Genomic DNA, 21,839 nt, shown 5'->3' with positions numbered 1-21,839 from the left:
TGTTATTAACTATATCTCCATATTTTTCTAAATGAATACTTCTATTTCGTTTAGAAATTCATTTTCATGGTAGTTGGTGGCGATGCGTAGCATAGCCATGGTTGTTTCAGTGGGGGATGAAAAGAAACCCCCCACTGAATGAAGTTTCCCTTTATCAGTTACACAATTTTCAGTAGATATAGTAGGTCAATAGTTTATCACTATTGATAGCTTTTCTACATACTATGGATTATTCAAAGATATGTGCAGAAATAGGGCATAGGTCAAGGTTGGCATTGAAAAGGGGTTGTATAGACATGACAGATTTATTTACTCATTCACTAGATTGGATTAAAAAAAAGCATCCGATAGCAGGTATAGATGATGTATATAAAGAATTCTATAAAAATGAAACAGTAACATATACACTTCCAAAAGGGGATGCACCGGAATGGGTTGATTGGGTATCTCCTCCACAGTTCGGAAAAAATAACACATTTAACAAGTCCTATGTTTCGGTGATAAATAACGGAAGTGTATGGATGTGCGATAAGAGGGAGGGCATGTTATATGCATTAACACCTGATCTAAAGTGTTTGCATGATATGGTTTTTCATTTATATTGGAGATATTTTGAAAAGGCTGCAGTTAAGGAAATACCTACCTCCACTTCCTATAAAGGAACTTGGGGAGTTTTGGCTTGGGCTGGGCACACCAATTACTGGCATTGGCTGCACGATACGTTGGGAAGGTATCATTTGCTAGAGCTCAGCGGCTATAATATCGATAAATATGTCCTGCCGCCCCTGACATTGCCATTTCAGCGGGAAACGATTCGAATGCTTGGCATACCCGAGAATAAAATTATTCAGCTTGCTCCGGGAGAACACTTGAGGGCTGAAAAACTGGTTTTGCCCTCGATTCCGTTTAATGCAGGAACATGTGTGAAGTGGGCCATTGAATTTCTCCGGGAGAGGTTTCTTAAATCAGTATCGAAAAAGTATTCAAGTGATTTTGACCGGATTTACATCAGCCGGGAAGATGCCGCATGGAGAAAAGTTGCTAATGAAAATAGGTTCCTAAAACTTCTGGGAGAAAAAGGATTTAAGAAAGTTACACTTAGCTCGCTGACTGTACAGGAACAAATCAATCTATTTTCTTCAGCAAAAGTAATTATAAGTCCGAATGGTGCCGGATTGGCTAATCTTATGTTCTGTCAACCAGGAACAAAAGTTATCCAATTATTCACCACCACTTCTGATGAATTTGTGAAAATTGGGCAGTATTTAAATTTGGATTATCACTTATTGAAATGCAGAATTGCGAACCCTGGATCTAGAGGACATGAAGTGATCAAGAACCTTGTTGTAGATGTAAAAAAGGTAGCAAGTATTCTGGAGAATGAAGGGATAACTTAAGTGATCTGCCTTTTAAAAAATAATAGCATGTTAATAGAAAATTAGGTAGAAGCAGTGCCAGCTTCATCTTTATCTCAATATGATAGTGTATATATTTAAAAAATGAGGGGGTTGCTGTATGGTCAATCAACCGCATGGCGGAAAACTAATCAACCGGGAATTAACCGGACAAAAAAAGAATGAGGCACTCAGGGATGCAGAAAAGCTACAGTCAATAATAGTTAATTCCTGGATTATTTCCGATATGGAATTGATTGGAACAGGCGGTTTTAGTCCGCTGACAGGGTTTATGGTGCAGGCTGATTACAAAAATGTCGTCGAGAATACACGTCTTGCAGATGGGACGATTTGGAGTATTCCTATTACACTGCCCGTAGCAGAAGAACAGGCTAAAAACCTTCACATTGGAGAGCGCATTGCTCTAAAAGGAAAGAATGGCATCATTTGTGGAACAATTATACTTGAGGAAAAATATGCCTATAACCAAAAGAAGGAAGCGAAAAGAATTTATGGCACTGCAGATGCGGCTCATCCCGGCGTGAAGAAAGTCTATGAGAAAGGAAATATCTATCTTGGTGGAGAGGTTACTTTGCTTCATCGTCCGGACCACAGCCGGTTTGCAGCATATTACATGGACCCGGCTGCAACGAGACGTATGTTTCAGGATCTTGGATGGAAAACAATCGTTGGGTTTCAGACACGCAATCCGGTTCACCGTGCACATGAGCATATTCAAAAAACTGCTCTCGAGGCAGTAGATGGATTGTTTCTAAACCCGCTTGTCGGGGAAACAAAATCTGATGATATTCCCGCATCGGTTCGGATGAAAAGCTATGAAGCTATTCTGGAAAACTACTATGTGAATGATCGTGTTCGTCTTGCCATCTATCCGGCTGCAATGCGCTATGCGGGGCCGAAAGAAGCAATTCTTCATGCCATTGTTCGAAAAAATTACGGCTGTACCCATTTTATTGTTGGGAGGGATCATGCTGGTGTTGGAGACTACTACGGGACATATGAAGCGCAAGAGCTAATTGCAAAATACGAAACTGAACTTGGCATTCAAATTTTCAAATTTGAACATGCGTTTTACTGTAAAGTCTGCGAGAATATGGCGTCCGCAAAGACATGTCCGCATGCTAAGAAAAATCATATACACTTAAGCGGTACAAAAGTGCGTGAACTGCTCCGGAATGGTGAGCGTCCGCCCAAGGAATTTTCACGCCCGGAGGTTGCCGATATACTGATCAAAGGGTTACAGCAGTAACACTTGTTGTTTTACCAATAAAAAATTCCGTTGCTGAGATAGTGACGTTACTGCTATTCATCAGGAAAACGATCTTCTTCTCATCCAAAACTATAACTCTCTTCAACTATATAAGCGAACAAAACACCTCTATCATGACAGAATGGCATATTTTCAAAATTTATCTATCCATTATGGCCAGGAAGTTAGATGATAAAATGCATCATTTATGATAGTACTTTTCCGTTTACTCTTTTCATCAACCCTTCAAAACCTTCCTCGCGAGAGATGAAGTATTCTCGTTTTCCTGAAGACCTGTTAAAAAGGGGATTTGATATCCGATGTCGTTTGATATGATGTTTCTTCTAATTATATTGCTGGCCATGTTTGCCGTGCTGATTTTCGAAGTGGCTCGGCCGGACATGGTCATTTTTTCTGTATTGGTCATCCTGCTGCTATCCGGTATTTTGACAGTGGATGAGGCATTGAGCGGATTTTCCAATGAAGGCATGCTGACGGTGGCTTTATTATTCATTGTTGCGGGCGCTGTGCAGAAGAGCGGTTTGATTAACCATATGATGGAAAAGTGGCTCAAAAACAGCCGAACGCATACCGGGACAATGCTCCGATTTTTTGTGCCGACCTCGGCATTTTCCGCTTGTTTGAACAATACGCCAATTGTTGTGACGTTTACACCAATTATTAAGAAATGGTGTGAGTATCGTGGAGTCGCTCCCTCCAAGTTTCTAATCCCATTATCATATGCCGCTATTTTAGGTGGCATGATCACATTGATGGGAACATCTACAAATCTTGTCGTTCATGGATTAATGCTAGACTTTGGACTGGAGGGCTTTTCATTATTTACATTGGCCGCGGTTGGTATTCCTGTTGCAGTGGTTGGACTCATTTATTTATTTACCATTGGATATAAATTACTGCCGGATAACAAAGGGTTTGTTCGAACGGTAAAGGAGGATTTCAAAGAATATATTGCAGAAATGCATGTGACCCAAAGTTTTGGGTTTCATAACATGCGTGTTGAGCAAGCTGGACTGCGTGATTTAAAAGGTCTTTATCTTATTGAGATTATTCGAGGGGATGAGAGAATATCGCCGGTTAGGCCAAAGTCAGTTATTCAGCGTGGCGACCGGCTTATTTTTACCGGATTAATTTCTACCATTGCTGAATTGCAGAAAGTGAAAGGTTTAGAGCTGGAAACAGGTACGAATATAGATCTTGAAGATCTTAAAGATGGATCGACCAATTTAGTAGATGCTGTTGTGTCAGACCAGTCTTCTCTTTTAAACAAATCGATTAAACAGCTGCAGTTTCGTTCGCAGTATGATGCGGGGATCGTTGCGGTACACCGGAATAATGAAAGGATCAGGAGCAAGGTGGGGGATATTGTTTTAAAACCTGGAGACTCATTGTTGCTTTTGACAGGTACCGATTTTATTGAAAAATATCAACAGTCGAATGATTTTTTTGTAGTGTCATCTCTGGATACTCCTGCTGTACTGAATCAGAGCAGGAAGAAAGGCTGGTTCTCCATTATTATGCTGCTTGCGATGATTGTGACGGTAACAATCGGATGGCTCAGTATGTTTAAAGCGATGGCACTCACAGTACTGGTGTTACTGACTGGAAAGATTATTACTCCCCAGGAAGCGAAGAAATATGTTCATTTTAATGTATTATTATTGATTGCTAGTTCATTCGGGGTTGGAGCTGCCATGAGGAAGACAGGTCTGGCGGAATGGATTGCAAATGGCCTGTTAGGTTTTGGAGAAGTATTGGGATTGATGGCCATTTTATTTATGCTTTATGTCCTGACTAATATGTTTACGGAGATTATCACTAACAGTGCAGCGGCTGTAATGATGCTTCCGATCGGGATTGAAATGGCACATACACTTGCTGTCGATCCGAGGGGAATGGCTGTAGTCATTGCAATAGCTGCCTCGGCAAGCTTTATCACACCAATTGGTTATCAGACAAATCTGATCGTATATGGTCCTGGCGGCTACAAGTTTACTGATTACGTAAAGGTTGGGCTCCCGCTTAGTTTAATAGTAATGGTGACTTCTGTTTTTATAATTTATCATATATGGTTTTAGGAGGAAACATCTATGGAAAAATCAGAAAATATAAAATGGCATGATTCGAAAGTAACGAAAGAGCACCGCAGGCAATTGAATAATCATAAAAGCGCGGTGTTATGGTTTACTGGTCTGTCCGGCTCAGGCAAATCAACGATATCGGTTGAACTGGAAAAAGAACTGCATAACGCGGGTATCCGAACGTTCCGTTTGGATGGGGATAATATCCGCCATGGTTTAAATAAAAACCTTGGTTTCAGTCCGGAAGATCGTAAAGAAAACATCCGCCGGATCGGTGAAGTATCCAAACTGATGGTGGAAGCCGGATTGATTACGTTGACTGCTTTTATTTCACCATATCGTAAGGATCGTGATGAAATACGTGACCTGCTGGAAGAAGGTGAATTTATTGAGGTGTTTGTCGATGCAAGTATAGAAACATGTGAATCACGAGATCCAAAAGGACTGTACAAGAAAGTTCGCCAAGGAGAAATCAAAAGTTTTACAGGGATCGACGCACCATATGAAGCGCCGATAGACCCGGATGTTACTGTAAATACGAACAAACAAAATAGTGAAGAATCGGTACGGACAATCATGACATATTTGAAAAGGGAAGGATACTTGAACCAATGAGTGAGATAAGTTTAGAGACACTTCTGGATATATCATTAGAAGCCGGACGGGAGATAATGAAAGTGTATGAACAGGGGTTTTACCATCCGGAGAAAAGGAAATAATTCTCTTTTGACAGAAGTCGATAATCGCTCCCATCAAGTGATTATCGGCAGCTTCAAAAAGCATATGGAGAAATTCCAGTGTTGAGTGAGAAAGGATGTGAGAACCGTACGAGGAAAGAAAAAAATGGGATGTGTTTTTCCTGGTGGACCCGCTGGATGGTACGAAAGAGTTCATCAAGAGGAATGGAGAGTTTACGGTGAATATTGGATTGATTGTAAACGGCTACCCTGCGATAGGGGTTATTTATGCTCCGGTTTTGGACGTATTTTACTTTGGACATTCTAATCTGGGTGCGTATAAATTGGAAAAAGCATCAAATTCAGATCCGACTCATGATAAGGAACTAGTCGAGAAAAGCAACCGCCTGCCGATTGTTGCTTTCGGTGATGTCATCAATGTTGTTGCAAGCCGCTCCCATATATCAAAAGAAACAGAAGTGTTTATTGAAGAACTGCGGAGTGACCGTGAAGTGAATGTAATATAAGCCGAAAGTTCACTGAAATTTTTTCTCGTAGCAGAGGGTAAAGCCGATTATTACCCTCGCTTTGCTCCAACGATGGATTGGGACACCGGTGCTGGCCAGGCAATTATTGAAGCTGCTGGAGGTACCCTTTTACGTTATAAAGATCAAACGCGCCTTTATTGCCATTGGGGAAAATTAGAAAATATCTGGTTTTTAGTAAAGCGGTAAGATTTTATTGCGCATATAGAAATTATTACCATACTTTAACCATTCACCCTCCTTCAAAATCTGTGATTTATTGGGGAATGAATGGCTCTTTTAATTTTTCATAAAGGAAATAGAGCAAGATAAATCAAACCATGTTTTTTCTAAGGTGATGTACTATGGATTGAAGGATTCACTGGAGAGGGAGCAATAATTGTAGATTAAGCGATTTTCGCTATAGACTGTAGGAAATATTATAGATAGAAAGTGAGGACCATCTCAGTATGCGTATTATTAAAGTTTAGCTAGAATAAGTACCCTGGAAATATGCCCAGGGTACTTATAATGCTTATGCAGTTTCAGGAAAACGGGCAAAATTGATGGCATCAACAGATACATACATTTTGGTATTGCCCCCGTATCCGCCGGTAACCTCAATAACCAATACCAACTCTGGGGTAACACTGGAAAGAATTCCTTCTGTCATATTATTATCGGTAGCTACCAAAACGTTTGAACCAATGCGCGTTGCCAGCTCGGCAGCAAAAGTGTCTTCAAACACGTAAATACCTCCTTTACAATTCATTTACTAGTTCAATTTTATCAATTCGAACCAATACTTGAGCGCCTGTATTCTCAACAACGACAACATAGTCGTCTCTAACAAGGAGCAATGTGCCGGTTACCATATCAAATGGAGTTGTAACTTCAACTTGTTCATTAACTAAAGATAGCAATACGTCTCTAAGCGTAGTAGGTGGTTCTGGTTCCGGTGGAGTGGGAGGGGTTTCAGTCCCGCCTATCCCTAAACTGTGATCAACATTAAGGCCTAATCCTGGTATATTTACGGATGCGTTGTGATTTAAGCTGTTCTCACCAGGTGAAATTATATTTTGCGACAATTGGTTTGCTAAATTTAGCAAGTTTCTCTGACGGTCAGTTAGTGGTGACAAATTTATCATTCCTTTCTTTAAATTCTCATGAAGGTTCTACTATCTACTTAAAGAGAACCATTGACTCAAATATCCCCTAGAGGGGAAGTTAGTTATTTATTCTTGGGACCAACTCCCCGCACATTTTTAATCATTTGTTTTATTTTTTATAGGATATCGAGGCTAACAACGATAGCAACAAGAATTTGGATTAACAATTGAAGGTTGATGGCTATATCCGTATCTGTAGTAACGATATCCACATCTTTAGATTGTTCTACAATCGTTTTTTGGCGGTTGCTCTGTCTATTTCTTGTAACTTGCGTCAGGTCTTGAACTACCTGATCAGCCTGGGTAGAGCTCCCAATAGCAATACTAAGAACAACAGCAATTGCGACCTGGATACCAAGCTCTATGGAGACTGCTGCCTGGGTATCGGTAGTTGTAACATTAATATCCTCTGAATCTTTAATGATAATCCATTCAAAGGATTCTTGCTTCGTACTTATAGACTGTTCTCCTTCTTGAAGCACTGTCTCATCGCTTTGTCCGGGATCATCACAATGATCCAGCGCCCGCCATTTTGTTTTTGACATAATATACACCTCTTTTCAATTTCTTTATAAAATATCAATCATTACTACCAAAGCTACTAATACTTGCAACAATGCTTGAATATTGATTGCCACGTCCGTGTCGGTTGTTGTCACGTTAGCATCTTTCGTATTATAGATGAATATCTTCTGTTTATTTTTTTGCTTTGTGCTGACGTGCTGCAAGAGTTCTTGTGATACACCATCAGCTTCCTCACTACTTCCGATGGTAATGTTAATAACCAGGGCGATTGCTAATTCTAAACCGGCTTGAAGGGAAGCGGCAACTTGCGTGTCCGTTGAGTTAACCTCTATATTGCAAGACTCTTTCACCCAAATCAATTCGGTTGATTCCTGATCCAAAGTTGAGACTTGATCGCCATCTTGGAGTACTGTTTCATCGTGGTTGCTTTGGAAATAGTCAAACGAAGGTTCTTTACTGTGCTCTTTAGTAGGTGCACTGCATTTACAGCACGTACTGCATTTACTGCATTTATTGCAATTGTCATATGGAGCTCTGGAATTAAGGCAACAATGATGCTGATGCTTGGAATGCTGCTCAAGTTCGTAGAAAAAACTTCTATTTCTTCCCTTGGCAGGCAGTGCAGTATCATAGTGTCTATATGACGTCATATGAACACTCCTTTCTTTAGTTATAGAATATACTATTGATTTTTTTATCCGTAAGATTGTACACATGCACTAGATTAGTTGAAAATAAAAAAAACACCTATGAATAGGTGTTTTATTTAATAGACTTTAGTCATCTAGTCACTCGATTTAGTAACGTTATTCTCACCTTTATTGAATTGGTCTACTTGCTTCCTTAAGTCTTCAACCATTTCTTTTAGCATTTGTTTCTGCTCATCCGATACATTACTTTTCATTTCCTCAGGTTTAATGCCATTCTTTTTAAATATATTATCCACCATTAATTGCACTACCTTTTCCGGGACGAATGACTGTTTAGATGAATCACTCATATCTAATTTCACCTGCTTTCTCTTAATTTACTTTTATACTATGGTTTGTGATCATACTTTGACTATGTTGTTGTCTATGTTGTTCCGCTGAAAATACACATAAACTTATAAAAAATGGATGTGCATCAATTGGTTCACTCCCAAAAAGGTCATGTACGAATTTTTAAAACAATATATAGTGGTTAATTAATTGTGCGAAACGCTATATATTGTATTTTTTAAACCATTTTATTTTTTACCCCCCCCTTTTTGGGGGCTAACCATCAATTTAATTTAAATAAAAATAACTTATAATAAAGATAAAATAAAAAACAATATGAGGAGAGGTTTACCATGAAAACAGAATCGCTTTCCTATCCGTCATGTATCATAAAAATGGAGGGAACCTTGGAAAAAAATGAAGGTGTAGAAGCGGCAAATTGAGTAGTTCAAAAAGGCTTAGATTAAAAATCATAAAAAAAGGTAATGGTAAAACTAAGAGGAGGGATTCACATGTGGCAATTAGCTCCTTCTGTGAGAATCGTACTGACCATTATTGTTTTGATCGTGCTTATCATCATCCTCGTCCGTTTCACAAGAAAAAGAACTGGAACCTCTTCCCGCGATTCGCTTGTTGTTATGAAAGAAAGAATGAAAAGAGGAGAATTAAGTGAAGAAGAATATGAGGAAGCACGAAGAAAAAGAGGTAAATAAATAGAAAAACTGCTCCTGAAAAGGAGGCTGACAACTCAGGTTTGTCAGCCTCTTAGGGGGTAGCTAGTATTTATTGGCTGCTTCTTTTATTTGGATGTTTAAGCTTTCTGAAACCAGCTTTCTAATTTCTCCAGTTTTTCCTTCATGAAATAAGTCTACAATTTTACTGCCGACAATTACGCCGTCACAATAGGAGCTTAATTCTCGTGCCTGCTTACTATTGGAGACGCCAAAACCAGCCAAAACTGGAAAAGTACTGAGGCTCTTTAGCTTTTTTAAATAAGCTTCCACTTCACTATCATGTGTTGATCTAATGCCGGTCGTCCCCGTTACAGATACGGCATATAGGAAGCTGTTTGATTTTGCTGCCAGCTTTTTCAGTCGGTCGTCCGAGCTTGTTCTGGCGGCCAGCCGAATAAGTGCAAGTGAATGAGCCTTAAAAGGGGCAGAAATGATTTTTTCTTCCTCAAGCGGCAAATCAGGAATGATGACGCCGTCTACACCTGCTCCTTCGCAATCAGCTGCAAATTCTTCCGGGCCATATTGGAGTACAGGATTCATATAGGTCATTAATATAATCGGTACCCGCCGTTTTTTCGCAGTATCTTTTAATGTATTCAATACGGCTGATAAAGTAGTGCCTTGTTGCAAGGCACGTAAGCCTGCCTGCTGTATGGTCGGCCCATCGGCAACAGGGTCGGAAAAGGGGATGCCTAGCTCGATTGCCGATACATTGCATTCTTCTAAAAATGCAATTCGTTCTTCTAATATATTTAATCCGCCATCCCCGGCCATAATGTAAGGGACAAATAACTTTTCATTGTCAGCCAGTTTTTTCTGAAAGGTATGGTTTATTTTTTCAATCCCCATGGTTATATCCCTCCAATATATTTTTTACCTGCTCTGCATCTTTATCACCACGGCCTGAAAGACAAATAACAATGGATTCATCCTGACTCATTTTTTCAGCTAGCTGCAGTGCGAAAGCTACAGCATGAGCGCTTTCCAAAGCAGGAATGATTCCCTCTGTTTTCGATAAAGTTTGAAATGCTGTCAACCCCTCTTCATCGGTAACGGTTGTATAAGTGACACGATTCGTTTCCCTCAGGTGACTATGCTCCGGGCCAACCCCCGGGTAATCAAGCCCTGCTGATACAGAGAATGCTTCCTGAATCTGTCCATGATCATCCTGAAGCAGCTTTGTCATTGTTCCGTGAAGTATACCTGTTTTACCGTTTAACGCATTAGCATGCTTGTTGGTTTCAATACCTTTCCCGCCTGCTTCAACACCGAATAAATTCACACCCTCATCCTCAATAAAAGGATAAAACATTCCCATTGCATTGCTGCCGCCGCCAACACAGGCAACAACTGCATCCGGAAGGGCACCGGTTTGGTCCAGCGCTTGGTTTTTCGTCTCCTGGCCAATAACTGACTGGAAATCCCGAACGATTTTAGGGAATGGGTGAGGGCCTACGACTGAACCAAGAATATAATGGGTATCACCGACATGGCTGACCCAATAACGCAGGGCTTCATTCACCGCATCTTTTAATGTTCCGCTCCCATGTGCCACACTGCGTACTTCTGCACCTAATAATTCCATGCGAAAAACATTCAGCCTTTGTCTCCGGATATCTTCTTTTCCCATGAAGACAATACATTCCAGTCCAAGCAGGGAACAAACAGTTGCTGTTGCTACACCGTGCTGACCGGCACCGGTTTCGGCAACGATTTTTTTCTTGCCCATCCGCTGTGCAAGGAGCGCTTGCCCAAGCGTATTATTAATTTTATGGGCACCTGTATGATTTAAGTCTTCACGTTTTAAATAAATACTGGCTCCGTTAGCGTGTTTAGTAAGGTTTTTTGCATGGTAGAGTGGCGTCTCCCTGCCGACATACTGCTTGGAATAATCATTTAATTCTTCGAGGAAGCCTGGATCATTGATTGCACTTTCATAAACTGTTTCCAGTTCCATGAGTGCAGGCATTAATGTCTCCGGCACAAATCTTCCGCCATAATGGCCGAATTTACCCTCTCTGTCAGGCATTGTATAATTTTTCAATGCGTTTCCCTCCTTTGGCATTTTCAATAAATTGCTTTATTTTTTCCGGATCTTTCACGCCGTTTGTTTCTACGCCGCTGGACACATCAACTCCTGCAGGCTGTACGAATTCAATGGCCTGCTGAACATTTTCGGGCGTCAGGCCCCCGGCTAAAATAAACCTTTCTTTGGGCAGGTCTCTGGTTAATGTCCAATCAAACGTCTTTCCATTTCCTCCGCGGTTTTCTAAAGCAGGACCATCAACTAAGCAATATTCATAGTGATGATTTTCCTCATTGATGGAAGAAATCTGTTCTGACGAAAAAGCTTTAATAATATTCCTATTAAGTTTATTGGCAATGGAAGGGGGCTCTTCTCCGTGTAATTGAATATAATCCAGCTCTGCCATCTCACTGATCGCGCGCATTTTTTCTATATCCTCGTTTACAAAAACACCTGCTGTTTTTACAAACGAAGGAAGGGTGCGTGCGATGGAAGCAGCTTTTTCAGGCGTGATTTGCCGTTTGCTCCGTGCAAAGACAAAACCAATGATATCGGCTCCTGCCTCTGCAGCAGTTCGTGCCATTTCCTGTGAAGTAATACCGCAAATTTTAATGAGCATTTGTCATACCTCTTTCTTTATTTTTTTCGCTTCTAACATTTGAAAAGTCTTGTTCAGGTCACTGGAGACCATCAATGTTTCCCCGACCAAAACAGCGTCCGCTCCCGCATCTCTTACGCTTGCAGCATCGGCGCCACTTTTTATGCCACTTTCACTGACAAGAACAGTTTCGGGATGCTTTACTTGAGCAGCAAGGCGATTTGTTGTTTTCAAATCTACATTGAATGTGTTAAGATCCCGATTGTTTATCCCAATGATTTCAAAACCATGCTTGATTGCTATATTCATTTCGGCTTCATTATGCACCTCGCAAAGGACTTCCAATTTTAATTTTTTGCAGTGGTTATATAATTGAATTAATCTCTCTTCGGATAATGCAGCTACAATAAGCAGAATAATATTAGCCCCCGCTGTCTTCGCTCGGTCAATTTGGGCTGGATGGATGATAAAGTCCTTGCATAAAATCGGCAGATCTACCGCTTTTCTTACTGCCTGTAAATCTTCCATTGAACCGTTGAAAAAATAACGGTCGGTTAATACAGAAATGGCAGAAGCGCCAAATTCCTCATATTTCTTAGCTTGTTCAGCAGGATTGACGTTTTGCTGAATATCTCCTTTTGATGGAGATGCCCGCTTGATTTCTGCAATAATTCCGATGTTATCTTTATGCTTGATCATTTCTTTGAAAGGCGTGATCGTTTTTATAACCTGTTGATTAAACGTTTGACCAAGAAGCTCAGCGACTTCTTTTTCTTTTTGTGTTAATATTCTTTGCAAAATAGACATTCACATCACCTCTGAAGGGATTTTTCTGCTGTATTGAACTAGGCTCTCCAATTTTTCCAAGGCACTTCCGGATTCAATACTTTGCCTGGCCATCTCGACCCCTGCTGGAATGCTTTCTACTGTTCCGCTGGCATATAATCCAAGTCCGGCATTTAAAAGGACGGTATCCAGATACGGACCAGTCTCACCTTTCAGCACGCTTTTCGTGATAGCAGCATTATTTTTGGCATCTCCGCCACGAATGCACTCATTAGCATATACAGGCAAACCGACTTCCTCGGGATGAAGCGTGAAAGAGGTCAATTCTCCTTGATCAACCAATATCAGGCGGTTTTTCCCCGAAAGAGATGCTTCATCCATCCCGCCGGCTCCATGCAATACAATTGCCCGTTTTCTTTGCAGCTTTTTCAGTGTTTCTGCAATCAGCGGAAGCAGATCATGGCGATAAACACCAATCAACTGGGAGTCGAGGTCAAACGGATTAGTCAGCGGGCCAATGGCATTAAAAATCGTTGGTAGCCCCAAATCTTTTCGTACCTTGGTGAACGGCTTTAACCCCTGATGCACATGCTGAGCAAAAAGGAATGCTATTTTATTGTTGTGAAGTGTTTCTTCCATATGCTCCCGGCTTAATGACAAGGAAACCCCCAAATGTTCCAGCACATCTGCGCTTCCGGCTTTACTTGATATACTTCTGTTTCCGTGTTTGGCCACCGGAACTCCCGCACCGGCGATCACAAAGGCAGCGGTTGTACTGATATTGAAGCTGTTGGATTTATCCCCTCCGGTGCCGCAGTTATCGATCAGATTGGGCAGGGAATTTGAATTAAATACTGATTTGGAGCGGATGACTTCAACCAGTCCGGTTAATTCATCAGCTGTTTCCCCTTTTATTTGCAGTGCTGTTAAAAAAGCGGCTATTTCGGGCTCGGTTGTTTCGGATTTGAAACAGGTTTGCACTGCATTTTTCATTTCCTTCACAGTTAAGTTCTCCTGTTTTATCAGCTTTTCAAGATAATTTTTCATACCGTAAACTCCTCTCTGACTTCACGTAATAGATTTTGTATCATTTGTTTTCCGGAAGTACTTCCAATGGATTCCGGGTGAAACTGAAGCCCAAATACCGGGTAGTTACGATGCTGTATTGCCATGATTTCATCGTCATCCAATGAGGTGGCGGTAATCTCCAGGCTCTCTGGCATCGATTGATTATCGACAACAAATGAATGGTAACGCATCACTTCAAGCGGCTGGGACAAATAACTGAACGGGCCAGTATTGTTATGTGTAATGAAGGATGTTTTACCATGTTTCATGTTTTTTGCTTCAGTCAGCGCTGCTCCAAATGCTTCTGCGATAATTTGCTGTCCTAAACAGATTCCAATGATCGGTACACTTTGATAAAAAGCGTGAACAATATCGATGCATATGGCATGGTCTTTCGGCAAGCCCGGTCCTGGTGAAATGATGATTACCTCGGGTTGGAGTGAGTTCACTTTTTCCACTGTAATTTCGTTGTTTCGTATCACTTCCACATTGGCATGCGCTTCTGAAAAATATTGATACAAGTTATAGGTGAAAGAATCAAAATTATCGATGAGCAGAATCAAGGTAAGTCACCTCCATTAAAGATTTTGCTTTATGCATTGTCTCTTCGAATTCTTTTTCCGGATTGGAATCAAAAACAATTCCTGCTCCGGTTTGCAAATAGGCATGGTTTTCTTTGATTACAAGGGATCGGATAGCAAGTGCAATATTGAGATCATGATTGAAGTTAATATAGCCAATCCCGCCGGCATACGCACCGCGCTTTTTTTCCTCAAGATCGTTAATAATCTGCATCGCACGTATTTTTGGCGCGCCAGAAACGGTGCCTGCAGGCAGACATGAAATCAGGGCTTCCAAACTCGTATAATCGGCTTTCAGCGTTCCTTTGACTTCAGATACTATGTGCATGACATGCTGATATTTTTCCACCTGCATATAAGTTGGGATCGAGATGCTGCCAACTTCGCAAACCCGGCCAAGATCATTTCTGCTCAAGTCGATAAGCATCCGGTGTTCTGCGATTTCTTTTTTATCTGCCAGTAATTCACGTGTTAAAGCTTCATCTTCTTTTTGCGTTTTACCGCGCGGTCTTGTGCCGGCGATCGGATTTGTGATTACTTCCTTTCCTTTTGTCTGAATCAGGCTTTCCGGGGATGCTCCAAGTAGACAATAGGATTCAAAATCGATATAAAACATATATGGTGAAGGATTTGCTTTCCTCAGCATCCGGTAGAATGAAAAAGGATCTCCCTCCATTTCTGCTTTCATACGCTGTGATAAAACTACTTGTAATACGTCTCCTTTTTGGATATGTTTTTTTGCAACCCGGACTTTTTCCATAAAACTTACTTTTGATGTTTCTGGCTGAAATTGGAGTGTTGTCTGTTGCATTGGCTGCTCGTTTTTCGATTCGTTAAGCATGCTGTTTAACTGTTCCAGCCGATCATCCAGCAGTTCTTCTCCTTCACCGTCCGGGTTCATGGCAATCAGATAAATTTCTTCATTCTTGTGGTCAAAAACAACAATGTTTTTAAAAAGCATAAAATGAATCTCCGGCATGTCTAAGTCATCCTGGAGTTCAGTGCCGATATCCTCGTAAGTTCGGATTGCATCATAGCCGATATACCCGATTGCTCCGCCGTAAAAGGGGAGGGGGAGATCCACGTTCAGCTTTGGTAATTGTTTTTCTAAATAGGCGAGTGTATGCTGATTAACTGTGATATGCTTTTGCTTTTCATGATGGATATCTATTGTTTCGCTGCCGTTTCCCATAATTTCCTGATAGGGATCCATACCGATGAATGAATATTTTCCTTTTTTATCATGGTGATAGGTGCTTTCTAGGAGAAATCGCTTTTTTCCTGTTAATCGGTTGAAAATTATAATCGGCGTTAACGTATCTGCATTTTGCTTTTTTAGCTTGTAAGGAACGTCCGTTTTTGAAACTGACATTTTTTCATCTCCTTTTTAAAATAGATATTGGTAAATAAAAAAGTCCTCTATAAACACATAGTAAATGTATTTATAGAGGACGATCATGACCGCGTTGCCACCTCTTTTGAAAAGAAAAAAGGATTCTTTTCATCTCAGGTTCAGATACGGAGCTTTTCTTCCACGTCTGGCTACAGCGTCCAGCGACTAGCGCGACTTCCTTCACCTCGGGCCTGAAGGATGCAGGTCAAGTTCGGTGTTGCGACATGAGGTTTTGGTGGGGCGAGGAACTACTGTACCGTAGTCCCAGGACGTCGCGTTTTTAACCGAACATCCTTTGATAAGTCAACATCGACTCCTTACGGGTAAAGGAAGGCCGACTAACTACGGCCTTGCCGGCCAACTTCGGCATACCCCCGATGCGGGGCATGTTTCCTTTATCTCCTACGGAAAGAATGATCAGTTAAAACCGCTGCTTTGCGCGGCAACACTGATCCACCTGGCATGGCCAATCTTTACGGTGGGGCGAGGAACTACTGTACCGTAGTCCCAAGGCGCAGTCCGTACGTCGCTAAACGGGCGCATACGCCTATGTTTACTCGATATCCTATCCGTGTAACGGCGGAGCTCCGTGTTTCCATACTGTCATTTCAGGAAACCTCTCGTAAGTCCATTCAGCTTATTGTCACGTACCGGTATCCCACCATTACCGGCTCTCTGAGACGCACGTAATAAGCCTACTCCTCTTACTTAACGATTTTTTTGTATTATATTGTTTTCCCGTAAAACAAAAAGGCCCCTCGCCTGAAAAAAGGACGAGGGACCGTGGTGCCACCTTTATTAGCTGAAAAACAGCTCACTTTAGCAATATCAAGCAAAAACGCTTAATATTCGTCTCGTGTAACGATGAGACTTGATCGCCAAAGCCTACTGCCGTAATGTTCGGTTTGGAAGCTCAGAAGCCCATTCATCTACTATCCCACACTGATTCTCACCAGCCATCAGCTCTCTTAAGTGTTCCTATAGATTACTCTTCTTCATCATTGCTTTGTTGTTTTTTGTATTGTGGATTATCATAAGTGATATTTTTATAGATGTCAACCCTTTATTTGAAAATTATTTTTTCGACTTGTTTTAGGACCAGTATATGATGAAAAATACCCGAATGAATATTTTAAACTTTAGAAAGGGGGGCAGAGAAGGCTTGTCAGTGCTCGATAGCGAGATCAGATGGCTTGAAAAGCAACAGAGAGTGCCAGTCAGTGCCCGATAGCCAAGGCAGACGGTCTATAAGGTAACAGAGAGAATAGGATGACAGTTGACAAATGAAGGAGATTTCATATTCCCGTAAAAAAATAATGTTTCTCCTGTTTCAACCAAGCTGATTTATGCTATTTTATTTATATAGGCTTTACTGAAAGGATGAGACATAATGACAAAGAAGAAAGTAGGGGTTGTATTTGGCGGAAAATCAGCCGAACATGAGGTTTCCCTTCAGTCTGCGAAAAATATTGTAGATGCAATAGACAGAGATAAATATGAAGTCATGTTAATCGGTATTGATAAAGAAGGCAAATGGCATTTAAATGATCAATCCTCCTTTTTATTGAATGAAGAAAATCCGAAGCTAATTCAATTAAATAAATCAAATGAGCATGTCGCAATTGTCCCGGGGGATGAAAACAACCAGCTGATTCATGCTTCCAAGTCCATGCCTTTGGATCAGCTGGACGTTATTTTTCCAATAGTTCATGGAACATTGGGGGAGGATGGTAGTCTACAGGGGATGTTCCGTGTAGCAAATCTTCCTTATGTAGGTTCCAACGTACTTGGATCCTCTCTATGCATGGACAAAGATGTTGCCAAAAGGCTGTTAAACGCAGCAGGCATTAATGTTGCCAAGGGTCTTGTTTATAAAAGAAACAGGAAAAACGAGATTAGCTATGATAAAGCAGCGGAAGCATTGGGAACACCGTTGTTTATAAAACCTGCAAATCAGGGATCATCAGTAGGTGTAAGCAAAGTTTATAATGAAGAAGATTTTAATCAGGGAATTGAATCGGCTTTTGCATTTGACCATAAAATTATTATAGAACAAAGTATTGATGGTCGGGAAATAGAATGCGCTGTACTTGGGAATGACGATCCGAAAGCATCTTTATTGGGAGAAATTCTGCCAAATACGGAATTTTACTCCTATGAATCCAAATATATTGATGAAACAGGTGCTGAGCTGGCGATCCCGGCTGATCTTACGGACGATGAAACGAAACGGATGCAGGAAGTTGCGGTTGAAGCATTCGAGGCACTTGAGTGCGGCGGGCTGGCTCGCGTTGACTTTTTCCTGACCAAGGAAGGGGAGATATACGTAAATGAAGTAAATACGCTCCCTGGCTTCACGAAAATCAGTATGTATCCGAAACTTTGGGAAATCAGTGGGATCAGTTATCCCGAACTGATCAACGAACTCATCGAACTGGCTATTCAGCGCCATCAGGATGATAATGATTTAAAGAGCAGTGTCTAATGAATAAGTAAATAATTTAGCTGTTAAACCTTGAAGTAATCACTTGGGTTTAACAGCTTTTTCTTTGTAAGTCTTGTAACAGTGTCGGCTCTTGGTTTACGTCTGCCAAAGGGAATGTAAAAGTATAATTTATACGTAAGAAAACTTTTTAAATTAATGTTTGACTTCCATCGAACCACATGTTAGATTATTATTAATAATTATATTTGTACTGCTTTTAGATGATTATCAAATGACAAGTTAGGATGTGACGAAACTATGGAAAAACTGAATGGAAACTTTTATGTCGATCGATCGCCTGTTTACGAATTGTTCATTCTTATGCTTCGCTTGGCAGACTATAAAGATTCGGAAAAGGATACGTATCAAACACGCGAAAACGAAAAAATGAATGAGTGGATTGCAGAAAAGCAAAAAGGGCTTCCGGAACATATTGTCGATAAATTAAACGTTTTTTTTCACCCGGACAGTTTTTTTGGGTTGGCGATGACTCAAGTTTTCTACCAGCTTGATAAATATGACAACATTGAGGAAAGTCTGAAATTATTAAAATCACTGGATGCCAAAAAGATGATTTCACTATTCTTTAACACAGGCCAAAACACTTTGGACAATGAATCTATCATAGATAATCCATCCGAAGTGCATGATCATGTCAAAAACAGCACATTGCCACTGAATGAAAAATCCAAGTTATTCTTTCTTTATTTTGATCCGGAAGATACGATGGAGCGATTTGTAAATCTCATTCAGTATTGTTATGAACAATTATATAAACCAAACGCAGCCGAGCTGGAAAAGATTCATATGGAAGGCATCCAAACAATCAAAAAATTGTCTGTTCAACAGTTAAGTGAAATTATCAGCTTTGACTCCGATTCACCTGAAAAATTCCCCGAAACTGTTATCATTTTTCCTTCTTATTACAATCGGAATCACTCCATTTTTTCATACGATGTCAAAGCCGATATCGCTATTTCCATTGCAGGAATGCAATTATTTGAGGATTTACTGGATGGGGCAAATATGGAAGAAAAAGTTATTGAGCTTGCCCGTGCCTTATCGGACAAAAAACGTATCAATATTATTCGAGAGTTGAACAAAGCACCGCATTACGGTTTTGAACTTGCTCAGCGACTTGATTTATCAAGTCCGACCATTTCGCATCACATGAACGTTTTGTTTAGATTGGGGCTTGTAACTCACACCAAATATGAAAATAAGATTTATTATGAAGTCAACAAAGATAAATTAAAGAAGGGACTTGCAGAAATAACCGATCTTCTGACCTGACTCAAATACAGGGAGAATATTGCATTAACTTGGTATCACATCATGTTAGATGGACATCTAACAACTTATTGGACTTAATTTATTTTATCTTCACTAAATACTTCGACTTATGCTCTGGAGTTAGATAATTATCTAACATGTAGTTCGATTGAAAATGGCATTTTAATATTTATAACGATAAAAATTCATACGGGATGATGACGACGAAAGGTTCTGTAAAATCTATTATCAAATAGGAACAGGGAAGGTGAAATTATGTTTGGTTGTCGAATTGAAATGTTTAAGAGCATTGCAGATGGCCGGCGAGAACAGGTAAGGAAGAGTGCAGTCAGTAGAAAAGAACCTGAGAAGCTCCATAAAAAAAAGAGAGAAAAAGGAACTTTAAAATATCAGGAGGTAATTTAAATGAAAGCAATTTTTATGAATAAAGATTTTATGCTGTTGTGGGCGGGTTTAACCGTATCAAGGTTTGGAGTTCGTTTTATTAGTTTGGTGATCATGTGGTTTGTAATTCAGGAAACAGGTTCTGCCCTGGCGTTGGGTGCTACTGTTATTTGTATCACGTTGCCGACACTGTTATTTGGACCCATCGCCGGTGTGATTGCTGATCGATATGACAAGAAGAAAATCATCGTCATCATGGATTTTTGCAATGGAGCCCTCATACTAACTCTTGCAGCATTGATGTTAACTGGAAACCTGTCCATGCTGTTGCTGTATACTTTGTTAATTTGCATGTCCACTGTATCTGCATTTTTTAACCCTGCAGCAAGTGCCAGTATACCGCTTCTTATTGAGGAAAAAAAATTGTCCCAGGCGAATTCGTTGAATCAATTCAGTACACAAGGAAGCAATATAGCCGGACCGGCAACTGCTGGAATTTTGTTGGCGGTATTCAATAATGAATATGGGGTGTTATTGATTGCCGGTGGAATTGCTTTTATTATTTCAGCCATAACGGAGATATGGATAAAGGTGCCTTCCGTAAGTGACGGGGAACAAAGTGAAACTAAATTTATACAAGAACTAAAAGAGGGGTTGCAATTCATTTTGGAGGATAAAAGACTGCTTATGCTCATCATTACTGGAGGAATGATCATCAATTTCTTCCTGGCGCCTCTATCCGTTTACTTTACCATTATGAGCGACAGTATTTTCAATGTTGGATCCGCTGGACTAGGAATGTTGAATTCATCGCTTGCAATCGGGGCTTTGGTTGGTTCATTAACAATCATGTTCAATCTGTTTAAAGACAGATACAAAACCGCTATTGCGGGGCTGGTTATGGAAGGTGTCGGACTGGTTTTGATTGGTTCCTTCATGGATTTTTATGTAACGATTGCCGCCGTATTTATAATTGGAATGGGGATCTGCTTTGCAAGTGTCGGGTTAACCACACTGTATCAGACGATCATCCCCAAGCAGAAAATGGGCAGAGTGATGAGCTTGGTCACCGTACTTTTGACCGTTTCTGTTCCACTAGGCACGCTGTTTGGGTCGATGATCATCAGCTATATTCCAATGTTTGCAGTCCTGCTTACATTCGGGGTTATCGTAACATTATCCGGATTGTCTATCATTATTATTGCAAAACGAGACAAGACAGTCATCGAAAAGGAAACGGTTCCAAGCTAAACTGAGCATGAAAGGAGACTTTTGATCTCTGTTGCTTTTGTAAAAGTCAATCCCTGTAATATCACATTCCGGCTGCAAATCATCACCATTACAAATGTAGATAAAAAAGCTGGATAACTGGAAGAACTGGCTTTATAATGAACACATGATTATGGAAAAATGAATGACTGACACCAAAGGCTTTAAGGAGAAAAGTACACTATGGGTATGCTTTACTACTTAATTCTGTGGAAAAAGAAACATTAAACTTTTGAATTTAAGATCTTTGATAGATGAGTGATGAAGTGGTGTGAGTATTCATGGAGGCGAATAAAATGATATGTAAAGAGCGGAAGCGACTGATTAAGGAAACATTGGATGAATGTCTGCAGGCAGTATTTGTTCTTGTCTTTGGTTCCCATGCAAAAGGAACAGCTCGAAATAATAGTGATCTTGATCTTGCCTACTTTTCGGAAAAAAACCTTACGCCTTAGGTGGTTACCCCTAAAAGTTAGAGTTTTATTATGCAGCTGATTGGCTGGGTTGAGTTCTGTATTCTACTGGACTTAATCCAGCCAATTTTTCTTTTGATCGTTCATGGTTGTACCAGTAGATATATT

At 40.4% G+C, this 21,839-nt stretch carries 22 protein-coding genes, 1 pseudogene and 1 other annotated feature; of the genes and pseudogenes, 10 read left to right on the top strand and 13 right to left on the bottom strand.

All coding sequences use genetic code 11. From position 1 onward, the window contains the following. Positions 1-296 precede the first annotated feature (296 nt). The 5 genes and pseudogenes from ACDX78_RS22515 (at position 297) to ACDX78_RS22495 (ending at position 6,177) form a co-directional block, all read left to right on the top strand. The gene (locus tag ACDX78_RS22515; protein WP_486031000.1) at positions 297-1,397 is read left to right on the top strand and encodes a glycosyltransferase family 61 protein; all 1,101 of its coding nucleotides are present in this window, start codon (positions 297-299) and stop codon (positions 1,395-1,397) included. A gap of 118 nt (positions 1,398-1,515) precedes the next feature. Next, entirely contained in the window at positions 1,516-2,664 is a 1,149-nt protein-coding gene (gene sat, locus ACDX78_RS22510) for a sulfate adenylyltransferase (RefSeq protein WP_486030998.1), read from the top strand. A gap of 320 nt (positions 2,665-2,984) precedes the next feature. Next, positions 2,985-4,763 (top strand): SLC13 family permease, encoded by a 1,779-nt coding sequence (locus tag ACDX78_RS22505; RefSeq protein ID WP_486030996.1) that lies wholly within the window; start codon positions 2,985-2,987, stop codon positions 4,761-4,763. A 12-nt stretch (positions 4,764-4,775) separates the two neighbouring features. After that, positions 4,776-5,381 (top strand): adenylyl-sulfate kinase, encoded by a 606-nt coding sequence (gene cysC, locus ACDX78_RS22500; protein ID WP_486030994.1) that lies wholly within the window; start codon positions 4,776-4,778, stop codon positions 5,379-5,381. A gap of 235 nt (positions 5,382-5,616) precedes the next feature. Further along, positions 5,617-6,177: pseudogene (locus ACDX78_RS22495) on the top strand (3'(2'),5'-bisphosphate nucleotidase CysQ family protein). A 325-nt stretch (positions 6,178-6,502) separates the two neighbouring features. On the opposite strand, the gene ACDX78_RS22490 reads toward ACDX78_RS22495, so the two are convergent. The 5 genes from ACDX78_RS22490 to ACDX78_RS22470 form a co-directional block, all read right to left on the bottom strand. Further along, positions 6,503-6,715 (bottom strand): hypothetical protein, encoded by a 213-nt coding sequence (locus tag ACDX78_RS22490; protein WP_486030992.1) that lies wholly within the window; start codon positions 6,713-6,715, stop codon positions 6,503-6,505. 13 nt (positions 6,716-6,728) lie between these two features. Next, positions 6,729-7,106: a DUF2642 domain-containing protein gene (locus tag ACDX78_RS22485; RefSeq protein WP_486030990.1), complete on the bottom strand. Its 378-nt coding sequence runs from the start codon at positions 7,104-7,106 to the stop codon at positions 6,729-6,731. A gap of 146 nt (positions 7,107-7,252) precedes the next feature. Then, complete coding sequence (locus ACDX78_RS22480; RefSeq protein ID WP_486031002.1) at positions 7,253-7,681, bottom strand: spore coat protein; 429 nt, start codon at positions 7,679-7,681, stop codon at positions 7,253-7,255. 24 nt (positions 7,682-7,705) lie between these two features. Then, complete coding sequence (locus ACDX78_RS22475; RefSeq protein ID WP_486030988.1) at positions 7,706-8,311, bottom strand: spore coat protein; 606 nt, start codon at positions 8,309-8,311, stop codon at positions 7,706-7,708. A gap of 134 nt (positions 8,312-8,445) precedes the next feature. Further along, positions 8,446-8,661 carry a spore coat protein gene (locus ACDX78_RS22470; RefSeq protein ID WP_486030986.1) on the bottom strand — a complete coding sequence of 72 codons (216 nt, stop codon included), beginning with the start codon at positions 8,659-8,661 and terminating at the stop codon, positions 8,446-8,448. A 492-nt stretch (positions 8,662-9,153) separates the two neighbouring features. Between ACDX78_RS22470 and ACDX78_RS22465 the strand changes: the two genes are divergently transcribed. Beyond that, positions 9,154-9,354, top strand: a complete 201-nt coding sequence (locus tag ACDX78_RS22465) for an SHOCT domain-containing protein (RefSeq protein ID WP_486030984.1) — start codon at positions 9,154-9,156, stop codon at positions 9,352-9,354. Between the two features lie 63 nt (positions 9,355-9,417). On the opposite strand, the gene trpA is transcribed toward ACDX78_RS22465, so the two are convergent. From trpA to trpE, 7 genes are read right to left on the bottom strand one after another with little or no spacing between them, the layout of a single operon-like run. Further along, a complete protein-coding gene (gene trpA / locus ACDX78_RS22460) occupies positions 9,418-10,224 on the bottom strand; it encodes a tryptophan synthase subunit alpha (protein WP_486030982.1) in 807 nt (268 codons plus the stop codon). Next, entirely contained in the window at positions 10,214-11,419 is a 1,206-nt protein-coding gene (trpB, locus tag ACDX78_RS22455) for a tryptophan synthase subunit beta (RefSeq protein WP_486030980.1), read from the bottom strand. Before trpB ends, trpA begins: the two co-directional genes overlap by 11 nt. Continuing rightward, on the bottom strand, positions 11,397-12,020 hold the full coding sequence (locus ACDX78_RS22450; RefSeq protein ID WP_486030978.1) for a phosphoribosylanthranilate isomerase: 624 nt from the start codon (positions 12,018-12,020) through the stop codon (positions 11,397-11,399). The genes trpB and ACDX78_RS22450 overlap by 23 nt, the downstream gene beginning before the upstream one ends. Before the next feature lie 3 nt (positions 12,021-12,023). After that, entirely contained in the window at positions 12,024-12,806 is a 783-nt protein-coding gene (gene trpC / locus ACDX78_RS22445) for an indole-3-glycerol phosphate synthase TrpC (RefSeq protein ID WP_486030976.1), read from the bottom strand. Then, positions 12,807-13,832, bottom strand: coding sequence for an anthranilate phosphoribosyltransferase (gene trpD, locus ACDX78_RS22440; RefSeq protein ID WP_486030974.1), 1,026 nt, complete (start codon positions 13,830-13,832; stop codon positions 12,807-12,809). Then, positions 13,829-14,416 (bottom strand): anthranilate synthase component II, encoded by a 588-nt coding sequence (locus tag ACDX78_RS22435; protein WP_486030972.1) that lies wholly within the window; start codon positions 14,414-14,416, stop codon positions 13,829-13,831. The genes trpD and ACDX78_RS22435 overlap by 4 nt, the downstream gene beginning before the upstream one ends. Next, complete coding sequence (gene trpE / locus ACDX78_RS22430; RefSeq protein ID WP_486030971.1) at positions 14,397-15,806, bottom strand: anthranilate synthase component I; 1,410 nt, start codon at positions 15,804-15,806, stop codon at positions 14,397-14,399. The genes ACDX78_RS22435 and trpE overlap by 20 nt, the downstream gene beginning before the upstream one ends. Before the next feature lie 787 nt (positions 15,807-16,593). Beyond that, positions 16,594-16,838: a binding site (T-box leader), on the bottom strand. A gap of 379 nt (positions 16,839-17,217) precedes the next feature. On the opposite strand from trpE, the gene ddlA reads away from it, so the two are divergent. From ddlA to ACDX78_RS22410, 4 genes are all read left to right on the top strand, one after another. Then, positions 17,218-18,312: a D-alanine--D-alanine ligase gene (gene ddlA, locus ACDX78_RS22425; protein ID WP_486030969.1), complete on the top strand. Its 1,095-nt coding sequence runs from the start codon at positions 17,218-17,220 to the stop codon at positions 18,310-18,312. A gap of 258 nt (positions 18,313-18,570) precedes the next feature. Then, positions 18,571-19,605, top strand: coding sequence for an ArsR/SmtB family transcription factor (locus ACDX78_RS22420; protein ID WP_486030967.1), 1,035 nt, complete (start codon positions 18,571-18,573; stop codon positions 19,603-19,605). 405 nt (positions 19,606-20,010) lie between these two features. Then, complete coding sequence (locus ACDX78_RS22415; RefSeq protein WP_486030965.1) at positions 20,011-21,240, top strand: MFS transporter; 1,230 nt, start codon at positions 20,011-20,013, stop codon at positions 21,238-21,240. Positions 21,241-21,554: 314 nt separating this feature from the next. Continuing rightward, positions 21,555-21,713, top strand: a complete 159-nt coding sequence (locus ACDX78_RS22410; RefSeq protein WP_486030963.1) for a nucleotidyltransferase domain-containing protein — start codon at positions 21,555-21,557, stop codon at positions 21,711-21,713. A 28-nt stretch (positions 21,714-21,741) separates the two neighbouring features. Here ACDX78_RS22410 and ACDX78_RS22405 read toward each other — a convergent pair. Continuing rightward, the coding region (locus ACDX78_RS22405; RefSeq protein ID WP_486026446.1) for an IS3 family transposase at positions 21,742-21,839 on the bottom strand (98 nt) is incomplete at its 5' end.

The sequence above is a fragment of the Virgibacillus oceani genome, assembly GCF_041521345.1.
Lineage (GTDB): Bacteria > Bacillota > Bacilli > Bacillales > Amphibacillaceae > Virgibacillus_N > Virgibacillus_N oceani_A.
Note: the sequence above shows the minus strand (reverse complement) of the source record. Positions and strands in the feature narration are given on the sequence as shown.

Coding starts and splice junctions, on each gene's coding strand:
- ACDX78_RS22515 (WP_486031000.1), top strand. CDS start 297: ATGACAGATTTATTTACTCATTCACTAGATTGGATTAAAAAAAAGCAT.
- sat (WP_486030998.1), top strand. CDS start 1,516: ATGGTCAATCAACCGCATGGCGGAAAACTAATCAACCGGGAATTAACC.
- ACDX78_RS22505 (WP_486030996.1), top strand. CDS start 2,985: ATGTCGTTTGATATGATGTTTCTTCTAATTATATTGCTGGCCATGTTT.
- cysC (WP_486030994.1), top strand. CDS start 4,776: ATGGAAAAATCAGAAAATATAAAATGGCATGATTCGAAAGTAACGAAA.
- ACDX78_RS22480 (WP_486031002.1), bottom strand. CDS start 7,681: ATGTCAAAAACAAAATGGCGGGCGCTGGATCATTGTGATGATCCCGGA.
- ACDX78_RS22475 (WP_486030988.1), bottom strand. CDS start 8,311: ATGACGTCATATAGACACTATGATACTGCACTGCCTGCCAAGGGAAGA.
- ACDX78_RS22470 (WP_486030986.1), bottom strand. CDS start 8,661: ATGAGTGATTCATCTAAACAGTCATTCGTCCCGGAAAAGGTAGTGCAA.
- ACDX78_RS22465 (WP_486030984.1), top strand. CDS start 9,154: ATGTGGCAATTAGCTCCTTCTGTGAGAATCGTACTGACCATTATTGTT.
- trpA (WP_486030982.1), bottom strand. CDS start 10,224: ATGGGGATTGAAAAAATAAACCATACCTTTCAGAAAAAACTGGCTGAC.
- ACDX78_RS22450 (WP_486030978.1), bottom strand. CDS start 12,020: ATGCTCATTAAAATTTGCGGTATTACTTCACAGGAAATGGCACGAACT.
- trpC (WP_486030976.1), bottom strand. CDS start 12,806: ATGTCTATTTTGCAAAGAATATTAACACAAAAAGAAAAAGAAGTCGCT.
- trpD (WP_486030974.1), bottom strand. CDS start 13,832: ATGAAAAATTATCTTGAAAAGCTGATAAAACAGGAGAACTTAACTGTG.
- trpE (WP_486030971.1), bottom strand. CDS start 15,806: ATGTCAGTTTCAAAAACGGACGTTCCTTACAAGCTAAAAAAGCAAAAT.
- ddlA (WP_486030969.1), top strand. CDS start 17,218: ATGACAAAGAAGAAAGTAGGGGTTGTATTTGGCGGAAAATCAGCCGAA.
- ACDX78_RS22420 (WP_486030967.1), top strand. CDS start 18,571: ATGGAAAAACTGAATGGAAACTTTTATGTCGATCGATCGCCTGTTTAC.
- ACDX78_RS22415 (WP_486030965.1), top strand. CDS start 20,011: ATGAAAGCAATTTTTATGAATAAAGATTTTATGCTGTTGTGGGCGGGT.
- ACDX78_RS22410 (WP_486030963.1), top strand. CDS start 21,555: ATGATATGTAAAGAGCGGAAGCGACTGATTAAGGAAACATTGGATGAA.